This is a genomic window from Pseudenemella bisphenolivorans (assembly GCF_051133435.1).
Classification (GTDB): domain Bacteria; phylum Actinomycetota; class Actinomycetes; order Propionibacteriales; family Propionibacteriaceae; genus JAAYAO01.
In genome coordinates, this window is sequence record NZ_JBPGNY010000002.1 from 357,016 (window position 1) to 377,476 (window position 20,461).

The 20,461-nt window shown below is 67.2% G+C and carries 22 protein-coding genes; 13 read left to right on the forward strand and 9 right to left on the reverse strand.

Annotated features, from left to right (window positions below; genetic code table 11):
• Positions 1–47 precede the first annotated feature (47 nt).
• From ACR4XW_RS06505 to ACR4XW_RS06515, 3 genes are all read right to left on the reverse strand, one after another.
• Positions 48–2,312: a heavy metal translocating P-type ATPase gene (locus ACR4XW_RS06505; protein WP_434759722.1), complete on the reverse strand. Its 2,265-nt coding sequence runs from the start codon at positions 2,310–2,312 to the stop codon at positions 48–50.
• Positions 2,313–2,425: 113 nt separating this feature from the next.
• The gene (locus tag ACR4XW_RS06510) at positions 2,426–2,641 is read right to left on the reverse strand and encodes a heavy-metal-associated domain-containing protein (RefSeq protein WP_434759723.1); all 216 of its coding nucleotides are present in this window, start codon (positions 2,639–2,641) and stop codon (positions 2,426–2,428) included.
• Positions 2,642–2,664: 23 nt separating this feature from the next.
• Positions 2,665–2,988 carry a metal-sensitive transcriptional regulator gene (locus ACR4XW_RS06515; RefSeq protein WP_434759724.1) on the reverse strand — a complete coding sequence of 108 codons (324 nt, stop codon included), beginning with the start codon at positions 2,986–2,988 and terminating at the stop codon, positions 2,665–2,667.
• A gap of 921 nt (positions 2,989–3,909) precedes the next feature.
• On the opposite strand from ACR4XW_RS06515, the gene ACR4XW_RS06520 reads away from it, so the two are divergent.
• From ACR4XW_RS06520 to ACR4XW_RS06540, 5 genes are all read left to right on the forward strand, one after another.
• Positions 3,910–4,680: a PIG-L deacetylase family protein gene (locus ACR4XW_RS06520; protein WP_434759725.1), complete on the forward strand. Its 771-nt coding sequence runs from the start codon at positions 3,910–3,912 to the stop codon at positions 4,678–4,680.
• 36 nt (positions 4,681–4,716) lie between these two features.
• Complete coding sequence (locus ACR4XW_RS06525; RefSeq protein WP_434759726.1) at positions 4,717–5,697, forward strand: 1-phosphofructokinase family hexose kinase; 981 nt, start codon at positions 4,717–4,719, stop codon at positions 5,695–5,697.
• Between the two features lie 330 nt (positions 5,698–6,027).
• A complete protein-coding gene (dnaB, locus tag ACR4XW_RS06530; protein WP_434759910.1) occupies positions 6,028–7,371 on the forward strand; it encodes a replicative DNA helicase in 1,344 nt (447 codons plus the stop codon).
• A 107-nt stretch (positions 7,372–7,478) separates the two neighbouring features.
• Positions 7,479–7,676, forward strand: coding sequence for a type II toxin-antitoxin system VapB family antitoxin (locus ACR4XW_RS06535; RefSeq protein ID WP_434759727.1), 198 nt, complete (start codon positions 7,479–7,481; stop codon positions 7,674–7,676).
• Complete coding sequence (locus tag ACR4XW_RS06540; protein WP_434759728.1) at positions 7,673–8,044, forward strand: type II toxin-antitoxin system VapC family toxin; 372 nt, start codon at positions 7,673–7,675, stop codon at positions 8,042–8,044. The genes ACR4XW_RS06535 and ACR4XW_RS06540 overlap by 4 nt, the downstream gene beginning before the upstream one ends.
• Before the next feature lie 104 nt (positions 8,045–8,148).
• On the opposite strand, the gene ACR4XW_RS06545 is transcribed toward ACR4XW_RS06540, so the two are convergent.
• From ACR4XW_RS06545 to ACR4XW_RS06555, 3 genes are read right to left on the reverse strand one after another with little or no spacing between them, the layout of a single operon-like run.
• On the reverse strand, positions 8,149–9,195 hold the full coding sequence (locus ACR4XW_RS06545) for a glutathione synthetase (RefSeq protein ID WP_434759729.1): 1,047 nt from the start codon (positions 9,193–9,195) through the stop codon (positions 8,149–8,151).
• A gap of 34 nt (positions 9,196–9,229) precedes the next feature.
• A complete protein-coding gene (locus tag ACR4XW_RS06550; protein WP_434759730.1) occupies positions 9,230–10,426 on the reverse strand; it encodes a peptidase MATCAP family protein in 1,197 nt (398 codons plus the stop codon).
• On the reverse strand, positions 10,423–11,229 hold the full coding sequence (locus ACR4XW_RS06555) for an N-formylglutamate amidohydrolase (RefSeq protein ID WP_434759731.1): 807 nt from the start codon (positions 11,227–11,229) through the stop codon (positions 10,423–10,425). The genes ACR4XW_RS06550 and ACR4XW_RS06555 overlap by 4 nt, the downstream gene beginning before the upstream one ends.
• Before the next feature lie 115 nt (positions 11,230–11,344).
• Here ACR4XW_RS06555 and ACR4XW_RS06560 point away from each other — a divergent pair, with 115 nt between their 5' ends.
• Positions 11,345–12,715, forward strand: a complete 1,371-nt coding sequence (locus ACR4XW_RS06560; protein WP_434759732.1) for an NAD(P)/FAD-dependent oxidoreductase — start codon at positions 11,345–11,347, stop codon at positions 12,713–12,715.
• A 21-nt stretch (positions 12,716–12,736) separates the two neighbouring features.
• On the opposite strand, the gene ACR4XW_RS06565 is transcribed toward ACR4XW_RS06560, so the two are convergent.
• Both ACR4XW_RS06565 and ACR4XW_RS06570 read right to left on the reverse strand, forming a co-directional pair.
• Positions 12,737–13,942 (reverse strand): alpha-amylase family protein, encoded by a 1,206-nt coding sequence (locus ACR4XW_RS06565; protein WP_434759733.1) that lies wholly within the window; start codon positions 13,940–13,942, stop codon positions 12,737–12,739.
• A gap of 51 nt (positions 13,943–13,993) precedes the next feature.
• Positions 13,994–14,218, reverse strand: coding sequence for a dodecin (locus tag ACR4XW_RS06570; RefSeq protein WP_434759734.1), 225 nt, complete (start codon positions 14,216–14,218; stop codon positions 13,994–13,996).
• A 141-nt stretch (positions 14,219–14,359) separates the two neighbouring features.
• Between ACR4XW_RS06570 and ACR4XW_RS06575 the strand changes: the two genes are divergently transcribed.
• Genes ACR4XW_RS06575 through ACR4XW_RS06590 form a run of 4 tightly spaced genes read left to right on the forward strand, consistent with a single transcriptional unit; the run spans position 14,360 to position 16,877 of the window.
• Positions 14,360–14,941 carry a TetR/AcrR family transcriptional regulator gene (locus ACR4XW_RS06575; RefSeq protein ID WP_434759735.1) on the forward strand — a complete coding sequence of 194 codons (582 nt, stop codon included), beginning with the start codon at positions 14,360–14,362 and terminating at the stop codon, positions 14,939–14,941.
• A gap of 10 nt (positions 14,942–14,951) precedes the next feature.
• Entirely contained in the window at positions 14,952–15,503 is a 552-nt protein-coding gene (locus ACR4XW_RS06580) for an NUDIX hydrolase (RefSeq protein ID WP_434759736.1), read from the forward strand.
• Positions 15,504–15,521: 18 nt separating this feature from the next.
• A complete protein-coding gene (gene yaaA, locus ACR4XW_RS06585) occupies positions 15,522–16,313 on the forward strand; it encodes a peroxide stress protein YaaA (protein ID WP_434759737.1) in 792 nt (263 codons plus the stop codon).
• A 51-nt stretch (positions 16,314–16,364) separates the two neighbouring features.
• Positions 16,365–16,877 carry a DinB family protein gene (locus tag ACR4XW_RS06590; protein WP_434759738.1) on the forward strand — a complete coding sequence of 171 codons (513 nt, stop codon included), beginning with the start codon at positions 16,365–16,367 and terminating at the stop codon, positions 16,875–16,877.
• Between the two features lie 16 nt (positions 16,878–16,893).
• On the opposite strand, the gene ACR4XW_RS06595 is transcribed toward ACR4XW_RS06590, so the two are convergent.
• A complete protein-coding gene (locus ACR4XW_RS06595) occupies positions 16,894–17,640 on the reverse strand; it encodes an SDR family NAD(P)-dependent oxidoreductase (RefSeq protein ID WP_434759739.1) in 747 nt (248 codons plus the stop codon).
• 120 nt (positions 17,641–17,760) lie between these two features.
• Here ACR4XW_RS06595 and ACR4XW_RS06600 point away from each other — a divergent pair, with 120 nt between their 5' ends.
• The 3 genes from ACR4XW_RS06600 to ACR4XW_RS06610 all read left to right on the forward strand — a co-directional run bounded on the left by ACR4XW_RS06600 (position 17,761) and on the right by ACR4XW_RS06610 (position 20,447).
• Positions 17,761–18,660 carry a hypothetical protein gene (locus ACR4XW_RS06600; protein WP_434759740.1) on the forward strand — a complete coding sequence of 300 codons (900 nt, stop codon included), beginning with the start codon at positions 17,761–17,763 and terminating at the stop codon, positions 18,658–18,660.
• A 13-nt stretch (positions 18,661–18,673) separates the two neighbouring features.
• Positions 18,674–19,705, forward strand: coding sequence for an isopenicillin N synthase family dioxygenase (locus ACR4XW_RS06605; protein ID WP_434759741.1), 1,032 nt, complete (start codon positions 18,674–18,676; stop codon positions 19,703–19,705).
• Positions 19,706–19,838: 133 nt separating this feature from the next.
• A complete protein-coding gene (locus ACR4XW_RS06610; protein ID WP_434759742.1) occupies positions 19,839–20,447 on the forward strand; it encodes a GNAT family N-acetyltransferase in 609 nt (202 codons plus the stop codon).
• The last annotated feature ends 14 nt before the right edge of the window (positions 20,448–20,461 follow it).

Here is a 20,461-nt window from a genome sequence, read left to right on the forward strand (position 1 = left end):
TCGGCAGTACGCGTTGTGGTACCGCGCAGCCTGTACCTCAGACCACGCTACTCCCCCGACCTGCGGGCCACCGGGGTGAACCCCCGCAGCCGCAGGCTGTTGGCGACCACCATCACCGAGCTGAGCGCCATCGCCGCACCGGCGAACATCGGGTTCAGAAAGCCCAGTGCCGCCAGCGGGATGGCCGCGGTGTTGTAGAAGAAGGCCCAGAACAGGTTGGTCTTGATCGTGCCCAGGGTGCGGCGCGAGAGCCGGATCGCGTCGGCGGCCAGCACCAGATCACCGCGGATCAGGGTCAGGTCGCTGGCCTCGATCGCGGCATCGGTGCCGGTGCCCATCGCGATGCCGAGGTCGGCGGTGGCCAGGGCGGCGGCGTCGTTCACCCCGTCACCGACCATCGCGACGTGGCGTCCCTCGGCCTGCAGGCGTTCGATCTCGGCGGCCTTCTGCTCGGGCAACACCTCGGCCAGGACGTCGGTGATGCCGACCTGTTCGGCCACTTCGCGGGCGGATTCGGTGTGGTCACCGGTGAGCAGCATGGTCCGCAGGCCGAGTTCGCCGAACTCGCCGATCGCGCGGGCGGCCTCGTCCTTGATCCGGTCGGCGACCGCGATCACCCCGCACAGTTCACCGTCGACGGCGACCAGCACCGCGGTACGTCCGCCGCGGCGGGCCTCGGTGAGGGTGTCGGCCCACTGCTCGTCCAGATGGTCGGCGGAGGCGCCGGTCACCGCGGCTTCGGTCATCAGTCGGGGTTGGCCCACGAGCACCTCACGGGTGCGTCCGGCCGTCCGAACGGTGGCACGGATGCCCTGCCCGGCGACATTGCGGAAGTCGATCAGTTCGTCATCGGGCGGGTTGTCGTGGTCGGCGATGGCCCGGGCGATCGGGTGCTCGGAGCCGGATTCGGCGACCGCGGCCAGCCCGCGCACCTCGTCGGGGTCCGCGCCGGTGGGGGTGAGCACCTCGGCGACGGCCATCTGCCCGGTGGTGACGGTGCCGGTCTTGTCCAGCACGATGGTGTCGATGGTGCGGGTCTGTTCCAGAATCTCGGGGCCCTTGATCACGATGCCGAGTTGGGCGCCGCGGCCGGTGCCGACCATCAGGGCGGTCGGGGTGGCCAGACCCAGCGCACAGGGGCAGGCGATGATCAGCACCGCGACCGCAGCGGTCAGCGCGAAGGAGACATCGGCACCCAGCAGCAGCCAGGTGATCAGAGTGCCGATCGCGATCACGATGACGATCGGGACGAAGATGCCGGAGATCCGGTCGGCCAGGCGCTGCACCTTGGCCTTGCCGGATTGGGCCTGTTCGACCAGGCGGGCGATCTGGGCGAGTTTGGTGTCCTCGCCGACCCGGGTGGCGCGCACCACCAGGCGTCCGTCGGTGTTCACCGTGGCGCCGGTGACCTGATCGCCGGGGCCGACGTCGACCGGCAGCGACTCGCCGGTGACCATGGACGCGTCGATCGCGCCCCGTCCGCTGAGCACCACCCCATCGGTGGCGATCGCTTCCCCGGGCCGCACCAAAAACTCGTCGTCGGTGCGCAGTTCGGCGATCGGCACCCGCTCCTCGGTGCCATCGCGCAGCACGGTCACCTCGGAGGCGCCCAAGTCCATCAGGGCTCGGATCGCCGCCCCGGCATCGCGCTTGGAACGGGCCTCGAACCAGCGTCCGGCCAGGATGAAGGTGACGATCGCGGCCGCGGCCTCGAAGTACACATTCGCCATGCCGCCGGTGCGGCTGAGGGAGAAGTCGAAGCCGTGCCGCAGCCCGATTTCGCCGGCCCCACCCCACAACAGGGCCCACACCGACCACAGGTAGGCGGCGCTGACGCCCATCGACACCAGGGTGTCCATCGTGGTCATCCGGTGCCGCAGGTTCAGCCAGGCGGCCCGGTGGAAGGGCCAGGCCCCCCACACCACGACCGGGGTGGCCAACACCCACGACACCCACTGCCAACCCGGGAACTGGGCCGGCGGCACCATGCCCAGCACGATGATCGGAATCGAGAGCGCGGCGGAAACGATGAACCGGTTGCGCAGCTTGGTGGTGCGGTCGGCCCGGGCCTCGTCCTCGTCCGGATCGGGCAGGGTGGCGGAGTAGCCGATGCCCTCGACCACCGCGATCAGATCTTCGACGCTGGTACCCGGTTCGAAGCGGGCGGTGGCGCGTTCGGTGGCGTAGTTGACCGTCGCGGTGACCCCGTCCAGTTTGTTCAGTTTCTTCTCGACCCGGGTGGCGCAGGAGGCACAGGTCATGCCACCGATGTCCAGGTGCACCTGTTCGGGTGCTTCGCGGGTGATGGTCATGATCTCGCTCCCTTCGGGTGTTTTCGGGCACGGCGGAGCCTTGGTGGGGGCGCCGGGGCCCGGCTGGTGGGGGTGGTGCTCAGCTGGCCGGCGGGTTGGTGCCGCCGGCTGGGTCAGGCGACCGCGACCTCGTAGTCGCCGGCTTCCTCGACGGCGGTCTTGACCGCGGCGAAGTCGGGTTTGGTCTCGCTGGTGATGCTCATCTCGCCGGTTTCGTGGTCAACCTTGACCTCGGTGACCCCGTTGAGTTCGGAGACCTCTTCGGTGATGGCCGCGGCGCAGTGGCCACAGGTCATGCCGGTCACGGTGTAGGCGGTGGTGATGGCCATGGGTTTCCTCGTTTCGTCGGTGGTCAGGAACGGACCAGGCGGGCGATTGCCGCCGAGGCCTCGTTGATCTTCGCATCCGCCTCGGCCCCGCCGGAGTGGATGGCGTGGGCGACGCAGTGATGCAGGTGCTCGTCGAGCAGGTTGAGTGCAGTCGATTCGAGGGCCCGGGTGACCGCGGAGACCTGGGTGAGGATGTCGATGCAGTACTTGTCTTCCTCGATCATCTTCTGCAGCCCACGCACCTGGCCCTCGATGCGGCGCAGCCGCTGCAGGTGTGCGGCCTTGTGATCGGCATACCCGTGGGTTCCGTGCCCCGGGGCCGATTGCGGTTGTTTCGTCTCGGACATTGCCCCACCTCCACTACCCGACTCTATACCCTACGGGGGTATGGTTTCAAAGATTGATGTGGATCGGGGAATTTCCAGCGGTGTGGGAATCGCCACAACTTTCCACAATCCTGGGGGTTGACTGTGAGCAAGTGGACCCACTATGGGGGTGGATCCACTACCCCCACTGGTCTGGTCTTATCGATTTAGCACCACCGGACCAGGCCTCACCTGACACTGTTTGCCGTAGTCACAATCGTTTTCTGAGGTTTTCGACAAGGTCTTCCCCAAGATCCTTCCACTGCCCCACGGCGTGTCTGCACAGCTTCTCCACAGTTATCCACACCGGGTGTGCACAAGTGGGGGTTCCGGGGCCTCTTCGGGTCTGCGGGATCGGCTTTCCACACCGACCGAGCTCGTTCCCGGTGAGTTCATTTCGGAGCTCGATGGGCAGCCCAATCCGGCTCTCACTGGGGTGTTCACCCGGTTCGGTACAGCCCGGCGGAGGTGCGGGTGGGTGACGGGAGGACTCGCCGATCGGGCCCCTGCTGCAACATGCCTGTTCTCGGCCCGCCATCCACCTATACGGCTTTGCCACCAATAATCAGGCCGTTTGCAGCAGCACCCTTCGGGCCGAGGACCGAACCGACGCGCGGGCGTGGAACCGGTGAAGCCGGTGCAGCCCGTCGCAGTGCCTCGGTGACCGGACCTCGTTCCTGCCCACCCCGGGTACCAAAAACCCCAACTCACCCCTGCCTTCCGCCGGTTTGGGCCGAATCCGGCGAGTGAGTTGGGGGTTTTGGTACCGCCTGACCCGGGTCCGGCCGGGAAACACAGGGTCGGGCACAGTGAACCGCGCGCAGTTCCCACTGCACCCTTCGGACAGGTCCGGATACCGCGTTGAAGTCGCAAGTATGGTCGGCAGCGAAGAAAGGGACAGCAGTGAGCAGCAAACACCAGGCCGACGACGCCCCGCATCGCCCGCAGCCGGAATCGGCCGAGGAACCCGCACCGAAGACCGCCCTGGCAGTGGTGGCACACCCCGACGACGCCGACTTCGGAGCCGCCGGCACCTTGGCCGGGTGGGTGGCCGAGGGTTGGGAGGTGACCCTGCTGGTCTGCACCCATGGCGAGCAGGGCGGTTTCGACGACGAACAGCACGAACGGATGCCGGAGATCCGCGACCGCGAGCAGCGCGCGGCCTCGGCCGAACTCGGCATCACCGATGTGCGTTTCCTGCAGGGCTACCGCGACGGCTGGCTGGAACCCCATCACGAGTTGCAGAAAGACATCGTCCGGGTGATCCGCCAGGTGCGGCCCTCACGGATGGTGATCCAGTCGTCGGAGCGCGATTACCAGCGCATCAATGCCTCACACCCCGACCACCTGGCCTGCGGTGAGGCCACCATCCGCGCGATCTACCCGGCCGCGGAGAACCAGTTCGCCTTCCCGGAACTGTTGCACGACGAGGGCCTGGAACGGTTCTCGGTGCCGGAGTTCTGGGTGATGGGTCACCCCACCACCAACTACGCCGTCGACATCACCGACCGCTTCGAGCGCAAGGTCGCCGCCCTGCGGGCACACGAGTCCCAAACCGGGCACCTCGGTGACCAGCTCGACGCCTTCCTGCGCAAGTGGGGCGAGGTGGTCGCGGCCAAGCACGCGCTAGGGCACGGCCGATTGGGCGAGGCTTTCTTCCGCGTCATTCGGTGACCATGAAAAGCTGGCCTCAACCAGGAGGGCAGCGTCATGCCGCAGCACGTCATGCCACACGAAGTGGTCACCATCACCCCCGCACCGGCCGTCGATTGGACCGTGCGGGTGGACTCCTTCGAAGTGGACGGGGTCAACCGCATCGTCGAGTCCTCACGCGAGGCCGCCGGTAAGGGCATCAACGTTTCCCGCGCGGTGCGCCGCACCGGGATCTCGACGCGGGCGATCTTCCCCGCCGGCGGGGACACCGGGCGTTTCCTGGTGCGCGAACTCGAACGGCTCGGCGTCACGCCGGTGGTGGTCGACACCGGTCGCGAGGTGCGCACCAACATCACCCTGCTGGCTCCCGGATCATCCACCAAGATCAACGAGCCCGGCACCCCGCTGGCCCACGACCACCTGGTGTCGCTGGTGGCCAAGGGGGTCGAGGCCTGCCGCGATGCCGCGCTGATCGTGTTGGCCGGAACCCTGCCGGCCGAGGTGCCCACCACCTTCGTCACCCTACTGATCGAGGCCCTGCAGGCCCAGGAGCGTCCGGTCTGGGTGGACACCTCCGGCCCGGCGCTCACCGCCGCGGTCGCCGCTGGTCCGGCCCTGATCAAGCCCAATGTGCACGAGTTGGCCGAGCTGACCGGACGCAGCATCAGCACCTTCGGCGAGGTCGCCGAGGCTGCCCGGACGGTGCTGCCGGACGACCCGGACGCGGTGGTGCTGGCCAGCATGGGCGGGGACGGCTCGATGCTGGTGAGCCACCACGCCACGCTGCTGGCCCGCAGTCATGACATCCCAATGGTGAACACCGTCGGGGCCGGGGATGCGTTGCTGGCCGGTTTCGCCGCAGCCACCGTCGAGGGCCTGTCCCCCGCCGAGAGCCTGGCCCGGGCCGCCCTGTGGGGTGCCTCGGCGGTCGCCTCGCCGACGACGTCCTTCGAGCCGGATCCCGACTTCGTGGAGCGGATCACGGTGCGCGAGCTGGACTGTGCCGACGACCCGCTGAGCGAACCCGCGACGGCTTAGCAGCCCGACGAGCGGCGACACGCCGAGGCGGTAGTCGACATCACACGAACTATTTTCATCCACCCCCGGTGGATGATGTTTCCCGTAGCCAGAGAGCTTTCTGGGATGTCCGCCGAGTTTTCTCCACAGACTTTCCACAAGCTGTGTGGAACTGTGCGCGCGTGTCTCCACACCTTTCCGGAAACTGTGCACACCCCCTCTGGATAAATGTTGGGCTCCGGTGCCGGATCGGTACTAACGTGCCTCGCGCCCGAGGTCGCCGAAAGTGTCGGTGCCGGGTTCTAGGTTTGTCGTGATCGCCATCGACCCGAGGAGGCCGACCCAGTGAGCCTGGCCGAAGCTCCCTTCCCATCCACCGGCACGGCCGACCGCACCCCGCCCCAAGACGTTGCCGCCGAGCAGAGCGTGCTCGGCGCGATGCTGATGTCCAAGGACGCGATCGCCGAGGTGGTCGAGATCGTCAAGGGCATCGACTTCTACCGTCCGGCCCACGAGCTGATCTACAACGCCATCATCGACCTGTACGGACGCGGGGAACCGGCCGATGCGATCACCGTCTCGGCCGAGCTGACCAAGCGCGGTGAGATCGGCCGGGTCGGCGGACACATCTACCTGCACGATCTGTTGTCGAGTGTGTCGATCGCAGCCAATGCAGGTTTCTACGCCAACATCGTGGCCGAGAAGGCCACCTTGCGCCGCCTGGTGGATGCCTCGATCCAGATCGCCCAGATGGGCTACTCCGGTGAGGGCGAGGTCGCCGACATCGTCGACTCGGCCCAGGCCGCGGTGTGGAATGTCGCCCGCAACAAGAGCAGCGATGACTACAAGCCGCTGTCGGAGTTGATGGAACTCACCATCGACGAGATCGAGGCGATCGGCGCCCGCGACGGAATGGCCGGGGTGCCGACCGGTTTCGACGAGCTCGATGAGCTCACCAACGGTCTGCACGGCGGCCAGATGGTGATCGTCGCGGCCCGTCCGGCGATCGGCAAGTCGACCCTGGGTCTGGATTTCGCCCGGGCCGCCTCGATTCACAACGGCCTGTGCTCGGTGATCTTCAGCCTGGAAATGAGCCAGCTCGAGATCACCATGCGGCTGCTGTCGGCCGAGGCGCAAGTGTCACTCAGCCACATCCGCAACGGCCCGATGAACGATGACGACTGGGACCGGATCGTCAAGAAGATGGGCGAGGTCTCCGAGGCGCCACTGTTCATCGACGACTCGCCGAACCTGACCATGCTGGAAATCCGTTCCAAGGCGCGCCGGCTGAAGCAGCAACACAACCTGAAGCTGATCGTGATCGATTACCTGCAGTTGATGTCCTCGGGCAAGAAGGTCGAATCCCGTCAGCTCGAGGTCTCGGAGTTCTCCCGTCAGATCAAACTGCTGGCCAAGGAGCTGGACGTTCCGGTGGTCGCGATCTCGCAGTTGAACCGTGGTTCCACCCAGCGCACCGACAAGCGTCCGGCGATGTCGGATCTGCGTGAATCCGGTTCGCTGGAGCAGGACGCCGACATCGTGATCCTGCTGCACCGCGAGGACGAGTACGACAAGGAGAGCCCCCGCGCCGGTGAGGCCGACTTCATCGTGGCCAAGAACCGTAACGGCCCCACCCGCGACATCGTCACCCTCTTCCAGGGCCACTACTCGCGGTTCCTCAACATGGGACGCTGAGGCTCGCCCTCCCAGGGGAGAGTGCCGGAGGTATCATCAGTATCAGCATCATATGATGCTCCCACTGATGCCTGCGGGGGTGTCGTCCCCTTCGATGTGAGGTAGCCATGCGTACGACCGTGACGATCGACGACGAGTTGTGGGCCCGGGCCAGCGAGCTGGCCGGCGTCACCGAGCGATCGGCCCTGATCAGGGAGGGCTTGGAAACCCTGGTCAGAGTCGAGAGCGCCCGTCGGCTGGCTGCCCTCGGGGGCACCGACCAGCAGGCCACGGCCGCACCCCGCCGACGATCCGGCGCGGCATGATACTGGTCGACACTTCGGTGTGGATCGACCACCTCCACGCCGGGGATCCGCACCTCGTTGACGCGCTGGGCGCCGACGAGGTGGGCAGTCACGCGCTGGTCATCGAGGAACTGGCGCTCGGCTCCATCAGAGATCGCGCCACGGTGCTGCAACTACTGGGCAACCTCAACCGATTTCCCATGCTCAGCCACGACGAGTTCATGACGCTGACCGAACAGCGCACCTTGTGGGGCCGCGGATTGAGCACGGTCGACGTCCACCTGCTGGGCGCGGTGGCCATCACGCCCGGGGCCCGGCTGTGGACTCGGGACAAGCGACTACGCCAAGCCTGTCTCGATTGCGGGGTGAGTCTGCTGGCGGAGAGATGATGGCGTTCCAGCCACGAAGGACGATGCGGTTGGCGTACATTGCCAATGCCCTACCCGGTCTGGAATCCGCAAGGCAACATGAGGCGCATTCTCACCTCAGCCGATTACAGCGTCGCCATCCGGATATTCGACAGGGCATCGCCGTAGTGGGCGCGCACGGTCATCTTGCGTTCCAGATCCTCGATCACCGCGGGGGCGAAGTTCACCCCGTAGAGGGCCTCGCACGAACCGAGTCCGCCGGGGGTGAACACGTTCACCTCCATCAGCTTGTCGCCGACGATGTCGAGACCGACCAGGAACATGCCGTCGGCCTGCAGCTTCGGCTTGACGATCTCGACCATGTCCAACATGTCCTGGGTCACCTCGGCCTTGATGGCCTTGCCGCCGGCGGACATGTTGGACCGCACGTCGTTGGTTTCCGAGCGGCGCCGGAAGGCGGCGTAGGCACCGTCGACCTTGAGCGGTTCACCGTTCATCACGAACATCCGGACGTCGCCGTCCTGGGCTTCGGGCAGGTATTCCTGCGCCACCACGTAACCATCACGGGCGATCGCCTCGACGATCTGCGACAGGTTCGGTGATTCGTCGGTGTTGACCAGGAAGACCCCCGACCCGCCCGAACCCTGCAGCGGCTTCAGCACCGCCCGGCCGCCGAGGTCCTCCACGAAGTTGCGGATCCGCTCCTCATCGCGCGAGATCAGGGTGCGCGGCCGGACGACCTCGGGGAAGTGCTGGAAGTAGGCCTTCGACAGCGCACTGGACAGATTGACCGGGTCGTTCACCACCAGCACGCCCGATTCGGCCATCAGGTGACCGAAGGCGACCGCCGCGGTGTTCGCCCACGGGTTCTCGGTGGCGTCATCGGCCGGGTCGGAGCGCAGCATCACCACGTCGAAGTCCGACAGGGTCACCAGCTTCTCGGTGTCGGGCTTTTGCACATCGGCCAGGTAGCGCTCCAGGGAGCGGTAGTTCTTCGACCCGTCGGCCGCGCGGGCCCGGGCCGAGAGAGTGCCGTCCGGTTCGTAACCGAAATCCCCGATTCCCATCAGCCACACCTCGTGATCCCGTTGGCTGGCGGCCAGGGCCAGGCGGGTGGTGGTGTAGGTGTCCTTCTCGGTCATCACATCGTTGACCACAAAACCGATCTTCACAGTGCAGCCTTTCTCGGCGTTTCGGATGGAGCCATCAGTGGCTCACCAGGGTGAGCAGGTCGTCGGTGCCGGCGGCCTGCCGGATCCGGTTCAGCGCCTCGTCGTCGTTGAGCCAGCGCGGCAGGATGCGGGCCGGTTGCAGCAGGCCCCGTCGATACAGGTCCTGAACCAGAGGCAAGTCCTCCAGGGAGAACTTGCCCAGGAAGAACATGTCGAGCGATCCACCATGGGCGACGTGCTCGAACAGGTCGAGCAGCCCGCGCAGGTAGACCGCGTCCTTGGTGAACCCACCGGCACGGTGTACCCGCATGGTGGTCAGGTAGGCCCCACCATCGGGCATCCCGGCTTCGGTCAGCAGCCGGAAAGTATCGATGAAGCTCGCTCCGTGGGTGAGCGAATCGACCGCCACCACCCGGGCGGCCAACTGTCGCAGCCGGGCCGCGGTCAACCCGCCACAGCCGACCTCGGCCAACACCGCCAGACCCTCCTGGGTCTCGTCGTAGTGCGCCAACCCCGAGCCGAGCATCTTCAACGGCTGGTTGGCGCCATTGACCTGGGTCACCAGATGGGTGCCGACCTCGTGCTGCAGCAAGGCGTGCACCCGGCCCTGGGCGACGGTGGCATTCACCGAGATCATCAACGTGTCGCCGTCGACCAGCACACCGGTGACGTCGTCGCGGATCTCGGCATGAATGCCCACATCGGGGTCGATCTCACGGTAGTAGTCGAGTTCGGCCAGGGCGGCCTCCAGGAACTCCTCGGCCCCCACCCGCTCGTCGTCCAGTTTGCCGGTGGGCAGCCGTTCGAACAGGTCGGTGGCGACCTTGCGCAACCGGGGCAGGACGGCACCGTACTGTTCGATCGACAGGGCCAGGAAGTCGGGGGTGTCACGGGCGCGCAACATCTCGACGCGCAGTTCCATCTCCCGGTGCCGGGCCCGCAGCAGGTTGCCGACGGTGGGGTCCTCGATGCTCTCCAGCGGCAGCGCGTCCAGTTGGGAGGACAGGACGTCGGGGCGCACGTCCAGTTCGCGGTAGTGGAAGACCGGCTCGGTGTTCGGGTCGGCGAGAAACTCCGCGCGCACCTCGTCGGCATTGACCGGGGTGACCTCCAGCAGAAACCGCACCTGGTCGGCCAACCCCGCCATCAGGTGATCGGCCGCCAGGTCGGCCGCCGACAGCAGCGCCGGCTCGGCCGACACCGCCTCGGCCTCACCCGAGTAGGGCGTCATCGAAGCGCCCCCAGGGCCTGCTCCACCGCCGGGACGGTCCCGGCCAAGGCCTTGGCCAAGTGGTCGATCCGGTCCATGTCGGGTTCACCGGTCCACTCGTCCATGAAGGTCTTCTTGAACTCCAGGGCAAGCACCACCGCGGTGTCGGGGTAACGCTCGTGGGTCCAGCGGGCCAGATTGGCGCCCTTGAAGCGGACGTTCTCGCGCACGTCGAGGTGCGGGGTGTCGGCGTCCAACCCGGGGCAGTCCTGCGTCTCGAGGGCCTCGATGAAAGTGTCCACCACCGACCCGAACCGGTCGCGGTTCAGCGATCCGGTGCCGACGTTCACCTCGGGGTTCTCCGCCGGTGGCGCTGCCACCTGATCGGCTCCGTCGCGACGATGGTTGTAGGAATGCACGTCGAAAACCATGAACGGCCCGCGGGCGGCCAGTTCGTCGAACCGGGGTGCCAGGGCGTCGAAGAAGGCGTCGTAGATCTGCAGGGAGCCGTCCACCGATTCCTGATCCAACGGCGGGTCGCGCCAGATGTCCAGATCCCAGGCCTCCTCCGGGGTGCGGTACACCGCGCCGTCGCGGGGGCGGTTCAGGTCGACCTCGAAGCGTGAGGTGTGCACCACCACCCGCGCCGGAATCAGCGCACCGATCAGATCGGTGAAGGGGTCCTCCTCACGGAATCGGACGTCGTCGGGCAGCACCATCTTCTCGGCCAGTTCGGGACGCACCCGGTTGCCGGTATGGATCGCGGTGGCGACCACCTGCCCCGACCAGTCGCCGAGGAAGTCGAACGCTTGGGCTTCGCTCATGCAGAGCATTCTGACACCAACCACCGGTGATAAATCGACAAGTTCCTGATTTCGGGTGTGCCGCGGTCGGATACCCCGCCTGTTTGGCACAGCTTCGGCTCGGCGAGAATGAAGCATGAAAAAGCACCATGTGGTGATCATCGGGTCGGGCTTCGGCGGCTTGTTCGCCGCGCAAGGCCTCAGGAACGCCGACGTGGACGTGACGGTGATCGCGAAGACCACCCACCACCTGTTCCAACCGCTGCTGTACCAGGTCGCCACCGGCATCCTGTCCGAGGGCGCGATCGCCCCGTCCACCCGGGAGGTGCTGAAGCGCCAGCGCAATGTCACGGTGCTGACCGGTTTGGTGACCGATATCGATCTGGACAATCGCACGGTGCGGCACCGGTTCCACGAATCCGAATCGGTCACCGGCTACGACTCGCTGATCGTGGCCGCCGGGGCCGGGCAGTCGTACTTCGGCAACGACCAGTTCGCGACCTTCGCCCCCGGCATGAAGACCATCGACGACGCGCTGGAGTTGCGGGCCCGGATCTTCTGGGCCTTCGAACGTGCCGAGTTGACCGACGACCCGGACGAGCGCCGCAGGATGCTCACCTTCGTGGTGGTGGGCGCCGGCCCGACCGGGGTGGAAATGGCCGGCCAGATCGCCGAACTGGCCAACACCACCCTGCGCGGACAATTCCGCGAGATCGATTCCAGCAGCGCCCGGGTGCTGCTGATCGACGCCGCACCCCAGGTGCTGCCGCCCTTCGGCCCGAAGCTCGGGCGGGCCACCCAACGTTCCCTGGAACGCAGTGGGGTGGAGGTGATCCTGAACAGCCCGGTGGTCGACATGGACGCCGATTCGGTCACCTACCGCAGCCCGGACGGCACCGATCACACCGTCGCGGCCGCCTGCAAGGTGTGGGCCGCCGGGGTGCAGGGCAACGACCTGGGACGGACCGTGGCCGAACAATCCGGGGCCGAACTCGACAAAGCCGGACGGGTGGTGGTGGAACCGGACATGTCTGTGCCCGGACACCCGGAGGTGACCGTGATCGGTGACCTGGCCTTCCGTGAGGGTGTGCCGGGGGTGGCCCAGGGGGCAATCCAGCAGGCCAAGTACGTCACCTCCCGGATCGCCGACCGGGCCGCCGGACGACCCACCGACGACCGTCCGTTCAGCTACTTCGACCGCGGCTCGATGGCGACCATCTCGAAGTACTCCGCGGTGGTGAAGGTCGGCAAGCTGGAACTGACCGGTTTCATCGCCTGGGTGATGTGGCTGGCGCTGCACCTGCTCTACATCGCCGGGTTCAAGAACCGGGTCACCACCTTGTTGCACTGGGCGATCAGCTTCATCAGCAACGGCCGCACCGAACGGGCCACCACCAACCAGCAACTGGTCGGCCGGCTCGCCCTGGAACAGCTCGGCCAACGGGTCACCGGACGGCTGTTGCGCGGTCAGCGGATCGAATCGGAGGAACCGCGCCGCCAGCCCTGAGTCGTCCCGAACACCCTGGGCTCAGCCGGCGTAGCGCCATTCGAAGATCCGCGACCCGCCGGAGGAGATCCGCACCGCCGGGGACGGTTCGAGGTCGATCCGCACGTCCAGCCGTTGGTCCTCACCGGTGACCGCGTACTCGATCCAGGCGTTGTCCTTGGCGACCACCTCGATCCGTCCGCGGGTCAGCCACGGGTGCCGCCGGCGCAGGCCGATCAACTGCTGGTGCACCCGGTACAGCCAACGTCCGGCATCGGCGAGTTGTTCGGGGGTGTCGGGCAGGGGCGGACGGAGTTGGTCGTCGGCGTGGTACCCGTCGAGGCGCTCGCCGCGGTAGCCCTGTTCGTCGCCGTAGTAGATGCTCGGCATGCCGGGCACGGTCATCAGCACCGCCAGGGCCGGCACCACCCCGGCATCGCCGACCCGGTTGGCGATCCGGGTGACATCGTGGTTGCCGATGAAGGTCTGCAGCACCAGGCTGCGCGAGTACTGATCGTGCCGTTCCAGGGCGTGGGCGAGTTCCCACATGTTCGCGTCGACCAGCGAGCTCCAGATCGCCTTCCACAGTTCGTAGGCGGTCACCGAATCGAGGGTGCCGTCGGCGGCGATCCGCGCGTAATCGCCGTGGATCACCTCACCGATGAAGATCGCCTCGGGGTATTGCTCGCGCACCCGACCGAGTACCTCGCGCCAGAACTCCGGCGGGACGGCGTAGGCCACGTCCAACCGCCAGCCGGCGGCACCGCGGCCGAGCCAATGGCACATCACCTCGGTGACCAGATCGGCGACCCGGGGGTCGGCGTGGTCGAGTTCGGCCAGGTCGGTGTGGCCCTCCCAGCCGTGGACGTGTTCGCCGGAGAACTTCACCGGCCCCTCGGGCCCTTCGGCCACCAGGGCGTGGTTGATGCCGACGTGGTTGAACACCCCGTCCAGCACGATCGACAGGCCGCGGGAGTGGGCCTCGGCCACGAAGGCGTCCCAGTCGGCGTCGTCACCCAGACGCGGGTCGATCCGGAAATGGTTCAGGGTGTCGTAGCCGTGCGAGGTGGAGTCGAAGACCGGGCCGAGCAGCAGCCCGGAGCAGCCCAACTCGATGACATAGTCCAGCCAGGCGGTGAGCCGTCCCAGCCGGTGGCCCGGATCATGGTCCGGCCGGTCGTGAATCGGTGCGCCCACCGCACCCAGGGGGTAGACGTGCCACCAAATGGCGTGATCGAGCAACGACATTGCACCAGTTTGCCGGATCCCGCCGCCGGGGACACGTCCACCCGCTGAAGCTCAGAGTGCGGCGTCGCCGTCCTCGACGCGGAAACCGACCTTCAGCACCACCTGGAAGTGGCCGATCTCGCCGTCCACGACGTGGCCGCGGGTCTGGGTCACCTCGAACCAGCCGATCTCGCGCAGGGTGGATGAAGCCCGGCGCAGGGCGTTGCGGATGGCGTCCTCGACGCTCTCGGAGGAACTACCGACCAGGTCGATGACCCGGTAGACGTGGTCGTCCATGATCTTCCCTTTCCCTTGGCGAATGTGACCTACCACACTACGCGTCCGGTTCAGCGGGGATTCGCCCGCCTCGACGCGGGCTGCGGTGAACCCCGCCAAGTACTCTGGAAGGCAGCGTGACATCCGGCCGAGGAGGGGATGATGCCCAGGATCACCGCAGCCACGGTCGTGGAGCACCGTGCCGCTCAGCACCGGGCGATCCTCGATGCGGCCGCCGAGCTGATCACCGGCTCCGGTGGGCAGGTGCCGCCCCTGTCGGAGGTGGCCGCCGCGGTCGGCCTGGCCCGCTCGAGCATCTACCAGTACGTGCACAACGGCACCGACTTGATGGTGCAACTGCTGTTGGACCTGATTCCGGCCTGGAATGCCGAACTGATCGAGCGCCTGACCGCCGCCGGGGACGATCCGGCCGCCCGGCTCGCGGTCTACATCGAGGGCACCTTCGACCTGTTCGCCGGTGGCCGGCACGGCGCGCTGATGACCGCGGCCCGCACCGTCCCCGAAGCCTTCGCCCACCCGCGGGTGCGCGCCGAACACGATGCCCTGATGCCGCAGATCCGCGATCTGCTCGACCGGCCCGGCTCGGACGGGGCGACCGCCCTGGCCCTGCTGGACGCCGCGGTGCAGCGGGGTGCCGAGCTGGTCGACGCTGGGCACGCCGACCGCGAGCACACCTTGGCCCAGTTGCACCGGATGGCAGCCGGCCTGTTGGGCTGCGATTAGGCTCGGACGGGTGAGCGAGAACCTTCCCGCCGACCCCGGCGAAGAATGGCGGCCTGGCCCCGATGGCATCCCCTGGCGGGCCGCCGCCCGCGTCCTGGTGTTGGACGCCGAGGGCAACATCCTGCTGTTGGAGGGCCACGATGACGACGACGGCGATCACCGTTGGTGGTTCACCATCGGCGGCGGTATCGCCACCGGTGAGGACGCCCGCACCGGCGCAGTGCGGGAACTGGCCGAGGAGGCCGGCTTCGTGGTCGATCCGGCCGAACTGGTCGGCCCGGTCGCGAAACGCAGCGCGATCTTCCGGTTCGCCCGCCGCACCGTGCGCCAGGACGAGGAGTTCTTCGTGTGGCGCACCGACCGGGTGCGTCCGGGTATCTCGACCGCGGGCTGGACCGAAACCGAACAGGATTTGCTCGATCAGGCACGCTGGTTCTCCGCCACCGAACTGGAGGAGTTGATTGCCGGCGGGCAGACCGTCTACCCCCTCGACCTGACCGACCTGTTGCGCGCCGTGCAGCCCTGGGACGGCCGGGTGCGGGTGCTGCTGGAACAAGTCTGAGGCCGGTACGGTGGGGCCATGTTGACGCTGTTGTCGCCGGCGAAGTCGTTGGACTACGAATCGAAGTTGCCCACCCGCAAGCACTCCGAACCCCGGATGCTGGACGAGTCGATGCAACTGATCGAGGTACTGCGCGACAAGCCGGTCGCCGAGATCGCCGGCCTGATGCGGATCTCCGATGAGCTCGCCGCGTTGAACGCCCAGCGCTACCACGACTTCGAGCTGCCCTTCACCACCGACAACGCCCGTCCGGCGGTGCTGGCCTTCGACGGGGATGTGTACCAGGGCATGGCGGCGGCCGAGTTCGGCGAACGTGACTTCACCGAGGCCCAGAAGACCGTCCGGATTCTCTCCGGCCTGTACGGGGTGCTGCGGCCGCTGGACCTGATGCAGCCCTACCGGCTGGAGATGGGCACCAAACTCGCCACCGACCGGGGCAAGAACCTCTACCAGTGGTGGGGGACGCGGATCACCGAACGGTTACAGGAAGACCTGGCCGAATCCCCCGGGGCGGCGGTGATCGTGAACCTGGCCAGCGACGAGTACTTCTCGGCGGTGGACGCCGACGCCTTCGAGGTGATCGCACCCCGTTTCGAGGACACCAGCGCCCGCGGCAAACGTTCGGTGGTGTCGTTCTACGCCAAGCGGGCCCGCGGTGCGATGGCCGCCTGGATGGTGCGCAACCGGGTGCGCCGTCCGGGGCAGCTCACCGACTTCGCCGAGGACGGCTACCGCTACCTGGAGGCCGAATCGACCCCGCAGCGGCCCGTGTTCGTCCGCTCCTACGAAGATCGGCCCACGACCGGCTGATCGCCGAAAAAGCTGATGACCCGGAGCAGCCCCGGCCCCTACTGTGGCGGGATGGAGCTCACCGAACCACCGCTGCACGGCGACGAATGGGACACCCTCACCGGGTTCCTGGACTATTTCCGGGCGGTGATCGAGCGCAAATCCGCCGGCTTCACCGCCGAGGAACTCGCCCGTCCGCTGGCCCCCTCGGAGATGACCCTCGGCGGGATGCTCAAACACCTGGCCTACGTCGAGGACTTCTGGTTCGCCCGGGTGTGGGCCGGTGCGCCCTCCGCGGTGCCGTGGAACAAGGTCGACTGGCAGGCCGATCCGGACTGGGACTGGCATTCGGCCGCCGACGATGCCCCCGATGAACTGCGCGGACTGTGGCTCGCCGCGGTGCAGCGCTCCCGCGAGATCGCCGACGCCGACCGGGATCTGACCGCTGCCACCGTCGGGCCGGCCAAGGCTCCGGGACGATTCTCGCGGCGCTGGGTGCTGGTGCACCTGATCGAGGAGTATGCCCGGCACGCCGGGCACGCCGACTTCCTCGCCGAGGCCCTGGACGGGCGCACCGGCGACTGAACCGGGACCGGCTCCGTCAGCGCAGCTTCTGTCCGCCGCCGTCGGCCATCACCGTCTGCGCGGTCATGTACCGGGAGTCGTCGCTGATCAGGAAGGCCACGATCGGGGCGACATCGGTGTCGGGGTCGCCGTAGCGTCCCAGGGGCACGGGCTTGAGGGAGGCCTCATACATCTCGGGGTAGTTGTCCCGCCAGCGTTCCACCCCCGGGGTGAGCGCCCGCGGGCAGACCACGTTCACCCGGATATCGTCCGGACCCCATTCGATCGCCACGGTGCGGGTGAGGCCACGGATCGCCTCCTTGGCCGCCCCGTAGGACGCCTGGGTGGCCTGGCCCTCCATGCCGGCCCCGGAGCCGAAGTTCACCACCGAGCCGCCTTGTTTGCGCAGCTCGGGGTAGGCGGCCTGCATGAAGTTCACCGTCGCTCCGAACCCGGTGCCGAAGGACAGCTCCCAGTCTTCGCGGGTGTGTTCGATGAAGGGCTTCTGCCGGGAGGCGTGGGCGTTGTTGACCAGCGAGGTGAGCCGTCCGAACTTCTCCACCGCCAGGGCGACGGCCCGGTCGGCGATCGCGCGGTCGCTGACATCCCCGTGCAGGAAGATGGCCCGCTCGGCACCGAGTTCGGCCGCCAGGCTGTTCCCGTCCTCGGCGCTGAGGTCGACGAAGACCACCTTCGCGCCGCGCTGCACCAGAATGCGGGTGATCGCGCCACCGATACCGGCGGCCCCGCCGGTGACGATCGCCACCTTGTCCGACAGTTCCATGCCCCCTCCTTCAGTTGAGGGAACTACAGCAGGTAGGTGATTGCTTCTACAACCACGGTCCCGCTGGGTAACCGGTGTGTCAGCGGCGGACGGGGCCGGGCCCGGTGAAGAATGCCATGCATGACCCTCGGCGATCTTCTGATCGAACGTGGCCCGATGACCGGGGCGCAGTTGCAGTCGGCCACCGGACGCGATGCCTTCGACCTGTGGCGGGCGAGCCGGCTCGACCGGGAGTTGTATTCGGTGATCGTCGGTCAGCGTTACGTCCGGTTGGACATTCAACTGCCCGGCTATGAGCGACTGTCGCCGTCGATTCAGCGGGAGTTCGCCGATTACACCGTGATCGGCCACTTCACCCAACGCGCCGCGGTCGAGGAGCGTGCCGAACAGGTGCGCGACCGGATCGCGAAGGTCACCCACCGCAAACTGCTGCTCGCCGGACGGATCGTCGACGACGTCTGCGGCCGTTACCTGGACGACCCGGCCACCGCCGAACACTTCTGCGTGGTGGTGGCCGGGGACATCGCCTACGGCATGTCGCACGAGGTACCCCGTCCCGAACGCAGTACCGGGGTGCTGGTGAACGGGTCGGATCTGGATCTGGTGGTGTTGCTGTCGGACGACGCCCCGGAAGGTCTGGCCGGCGAGTTGGACGACCGGATGTACAAGAAGAAGTTCCAACTGCTGCGCAATCCGGCACACAAGGAAGAGATCGACTACATCGTCAAGAACATGGCGACGCTGGAGAAGCAGTCGGCCTATGACACGTTCCAGCACATGGTCGCCAGCAAGATCTTCATCGAATGTCAGTACCTTCGCGGATCGGAGGAGCTGTTTCAGCAGGGCAAGGAGTTGATGCGGACCTCGGGGGCGTTGGAGAAGCTGCGCCGGATGCGCGCCCGCGCCACCGAAGCCCGGATCCACAACGAGGAACGGCTCCTGGCGAGCACCAGCGGGGTGCTCGACCCGGACGAGCTGGTGCTGTTTCGCACCGCGGAGGAGTCCGAAGAGTTCGAGTGAGGAGCATGCGTCGATGGCCGAGGCGAACCTGCCGGTACTGGACATGTCGCAGTTGGCCGACGGCCCCGAGTCCGCCGCCGCTTTTCGTGCCGAACTTCGCCGGGCCACCCACGAGGTCGGCTTCTTCCATCTGACCGGTCACGGCGTCGACGAGGACACGATCAGCGACCTGTTCGCGTTGGCCCAGCGGTTCTTCGACCTGCCCGAGGCCGACAAGCTGGCGATCGAGATGCTCCACAGCCCTCATTTCCGGGGGTACACCCGCACCGGTGGCGAGCTCACCCAGGGGGCGGTCGATTGGCGGGAACAGATCGACCTGGGGGCCGAACGCGAGGTCGTCCCGTCCGGCCCCGGCGTGCCGGATTACCTGCGGTTGGAGGGGCCGAACCAGTGGCCGGCGGCCCTGCCGGAGCTGCGCGAGGTCATCACCGGGTGGAGTGAGCGGATGTCGGCCATCGGGATGCGGCTGATGCAGGAGTGGGCCGAAGCGCTGGGGGCCGACCGGCATTTCTTCGATCACGCCTTCGTCGAGCCGTCCACCCTGATCAAGCTGGTGCACTACCCCGGACGCGAGGGTGTCGCGTCCCGGCAGGGGGTCGGGCCGCACAAGGATCCCGGCGTGCTGACCCTGCTGCTGATCGAACCCGGCAAGGGCGGGCTGCAGGTCGAGCGCGACGGGCACTGGGTGGACGTTCCGCCGGTGCCGGGGGCCTTCGTGGTGAACATCGGCGAGTTGCTGGAGTTCGCCACCAACGGCTACCTCAAGGCCACCAACCACCGGGTGCTGTCGCCGGCGCCCGGCCAGTCGCGACTGTCGATTCCCTTCTTCTTCAACCCGGCCACCGATTCCACCGTCCCGGTGCTGCAGTTGCCGGACGAACTGGCGGCGTTGGCGCCGGGGGTGACCCGCGACCCGAACAACCCGATCTCGGGCACCTTCGGTGAGAACATGCTCAAGGCCAGGCTCCGCGCCCACCCCGACGTGGCGGCCCGGCACCATCCGGATCTGCTCGCTCGGCCGGTCGGTACAGTTTCGCCCCAGTGAGCGCCGACCGGCGTCTCGGACAATAAAGGGTCTTGAAAAACGGCTGCTTGGGATTGCACTGTTTTCACCAAGCAGTTTCGGCACTGCTGGTGAACGAGCACGTTCTTACTCAGCCATCCCCTGTGGAGGCAGCATGATTCGGGAAGGCAACACGGTGACGCGTCCGGAATTGCCCATCACGTGGCCGAAGGTCACCGCTCAACTCGTGCTGCGTCCGATCACCCATCAGGACTTTCCGGACATCGCGTCCTACCTGTCGTTGCCGGAGGTGTACGGGCTGACCTCGCGCACGTATTCATCCCCCACCGAGGTGTTGGAACACCTGGGCGAGCGGCTGAGCGACCCGAACTACATCGGCATCGCGATCGAACGCGACGGCCGGTTGGTCGGCAACGCGAAACTGTCGATCAGCGACGCCTGGGCGCAGGTGCCGGACGAGGAGGCCGCCCGCTCGTTGGGTGAGGTCGGGTACACGATCGATCCGGCACACGCCAACCGTGGCTACGCCACCGAGGCCCTGGAAGCGATCCTGGAGATCGCCTTCAACGACCTCGGCCTGCGCCGGGTCGAAGCCGGCTGTTTCGCGATGAACACCGCCTCGCGCCGGGTGCTGGAGAAGGCCGGGATGCGCTTGGAAGGGCTCTACATCGAGGAGTCCCTGCATCACGAACTCGGCTGGGTGGACGGTGCCAGCTACGCGCTGCTCGCCTCCGAATGGCGAGCACGGCAAGCATCCTCCTAGCTCGCACGTGCAAC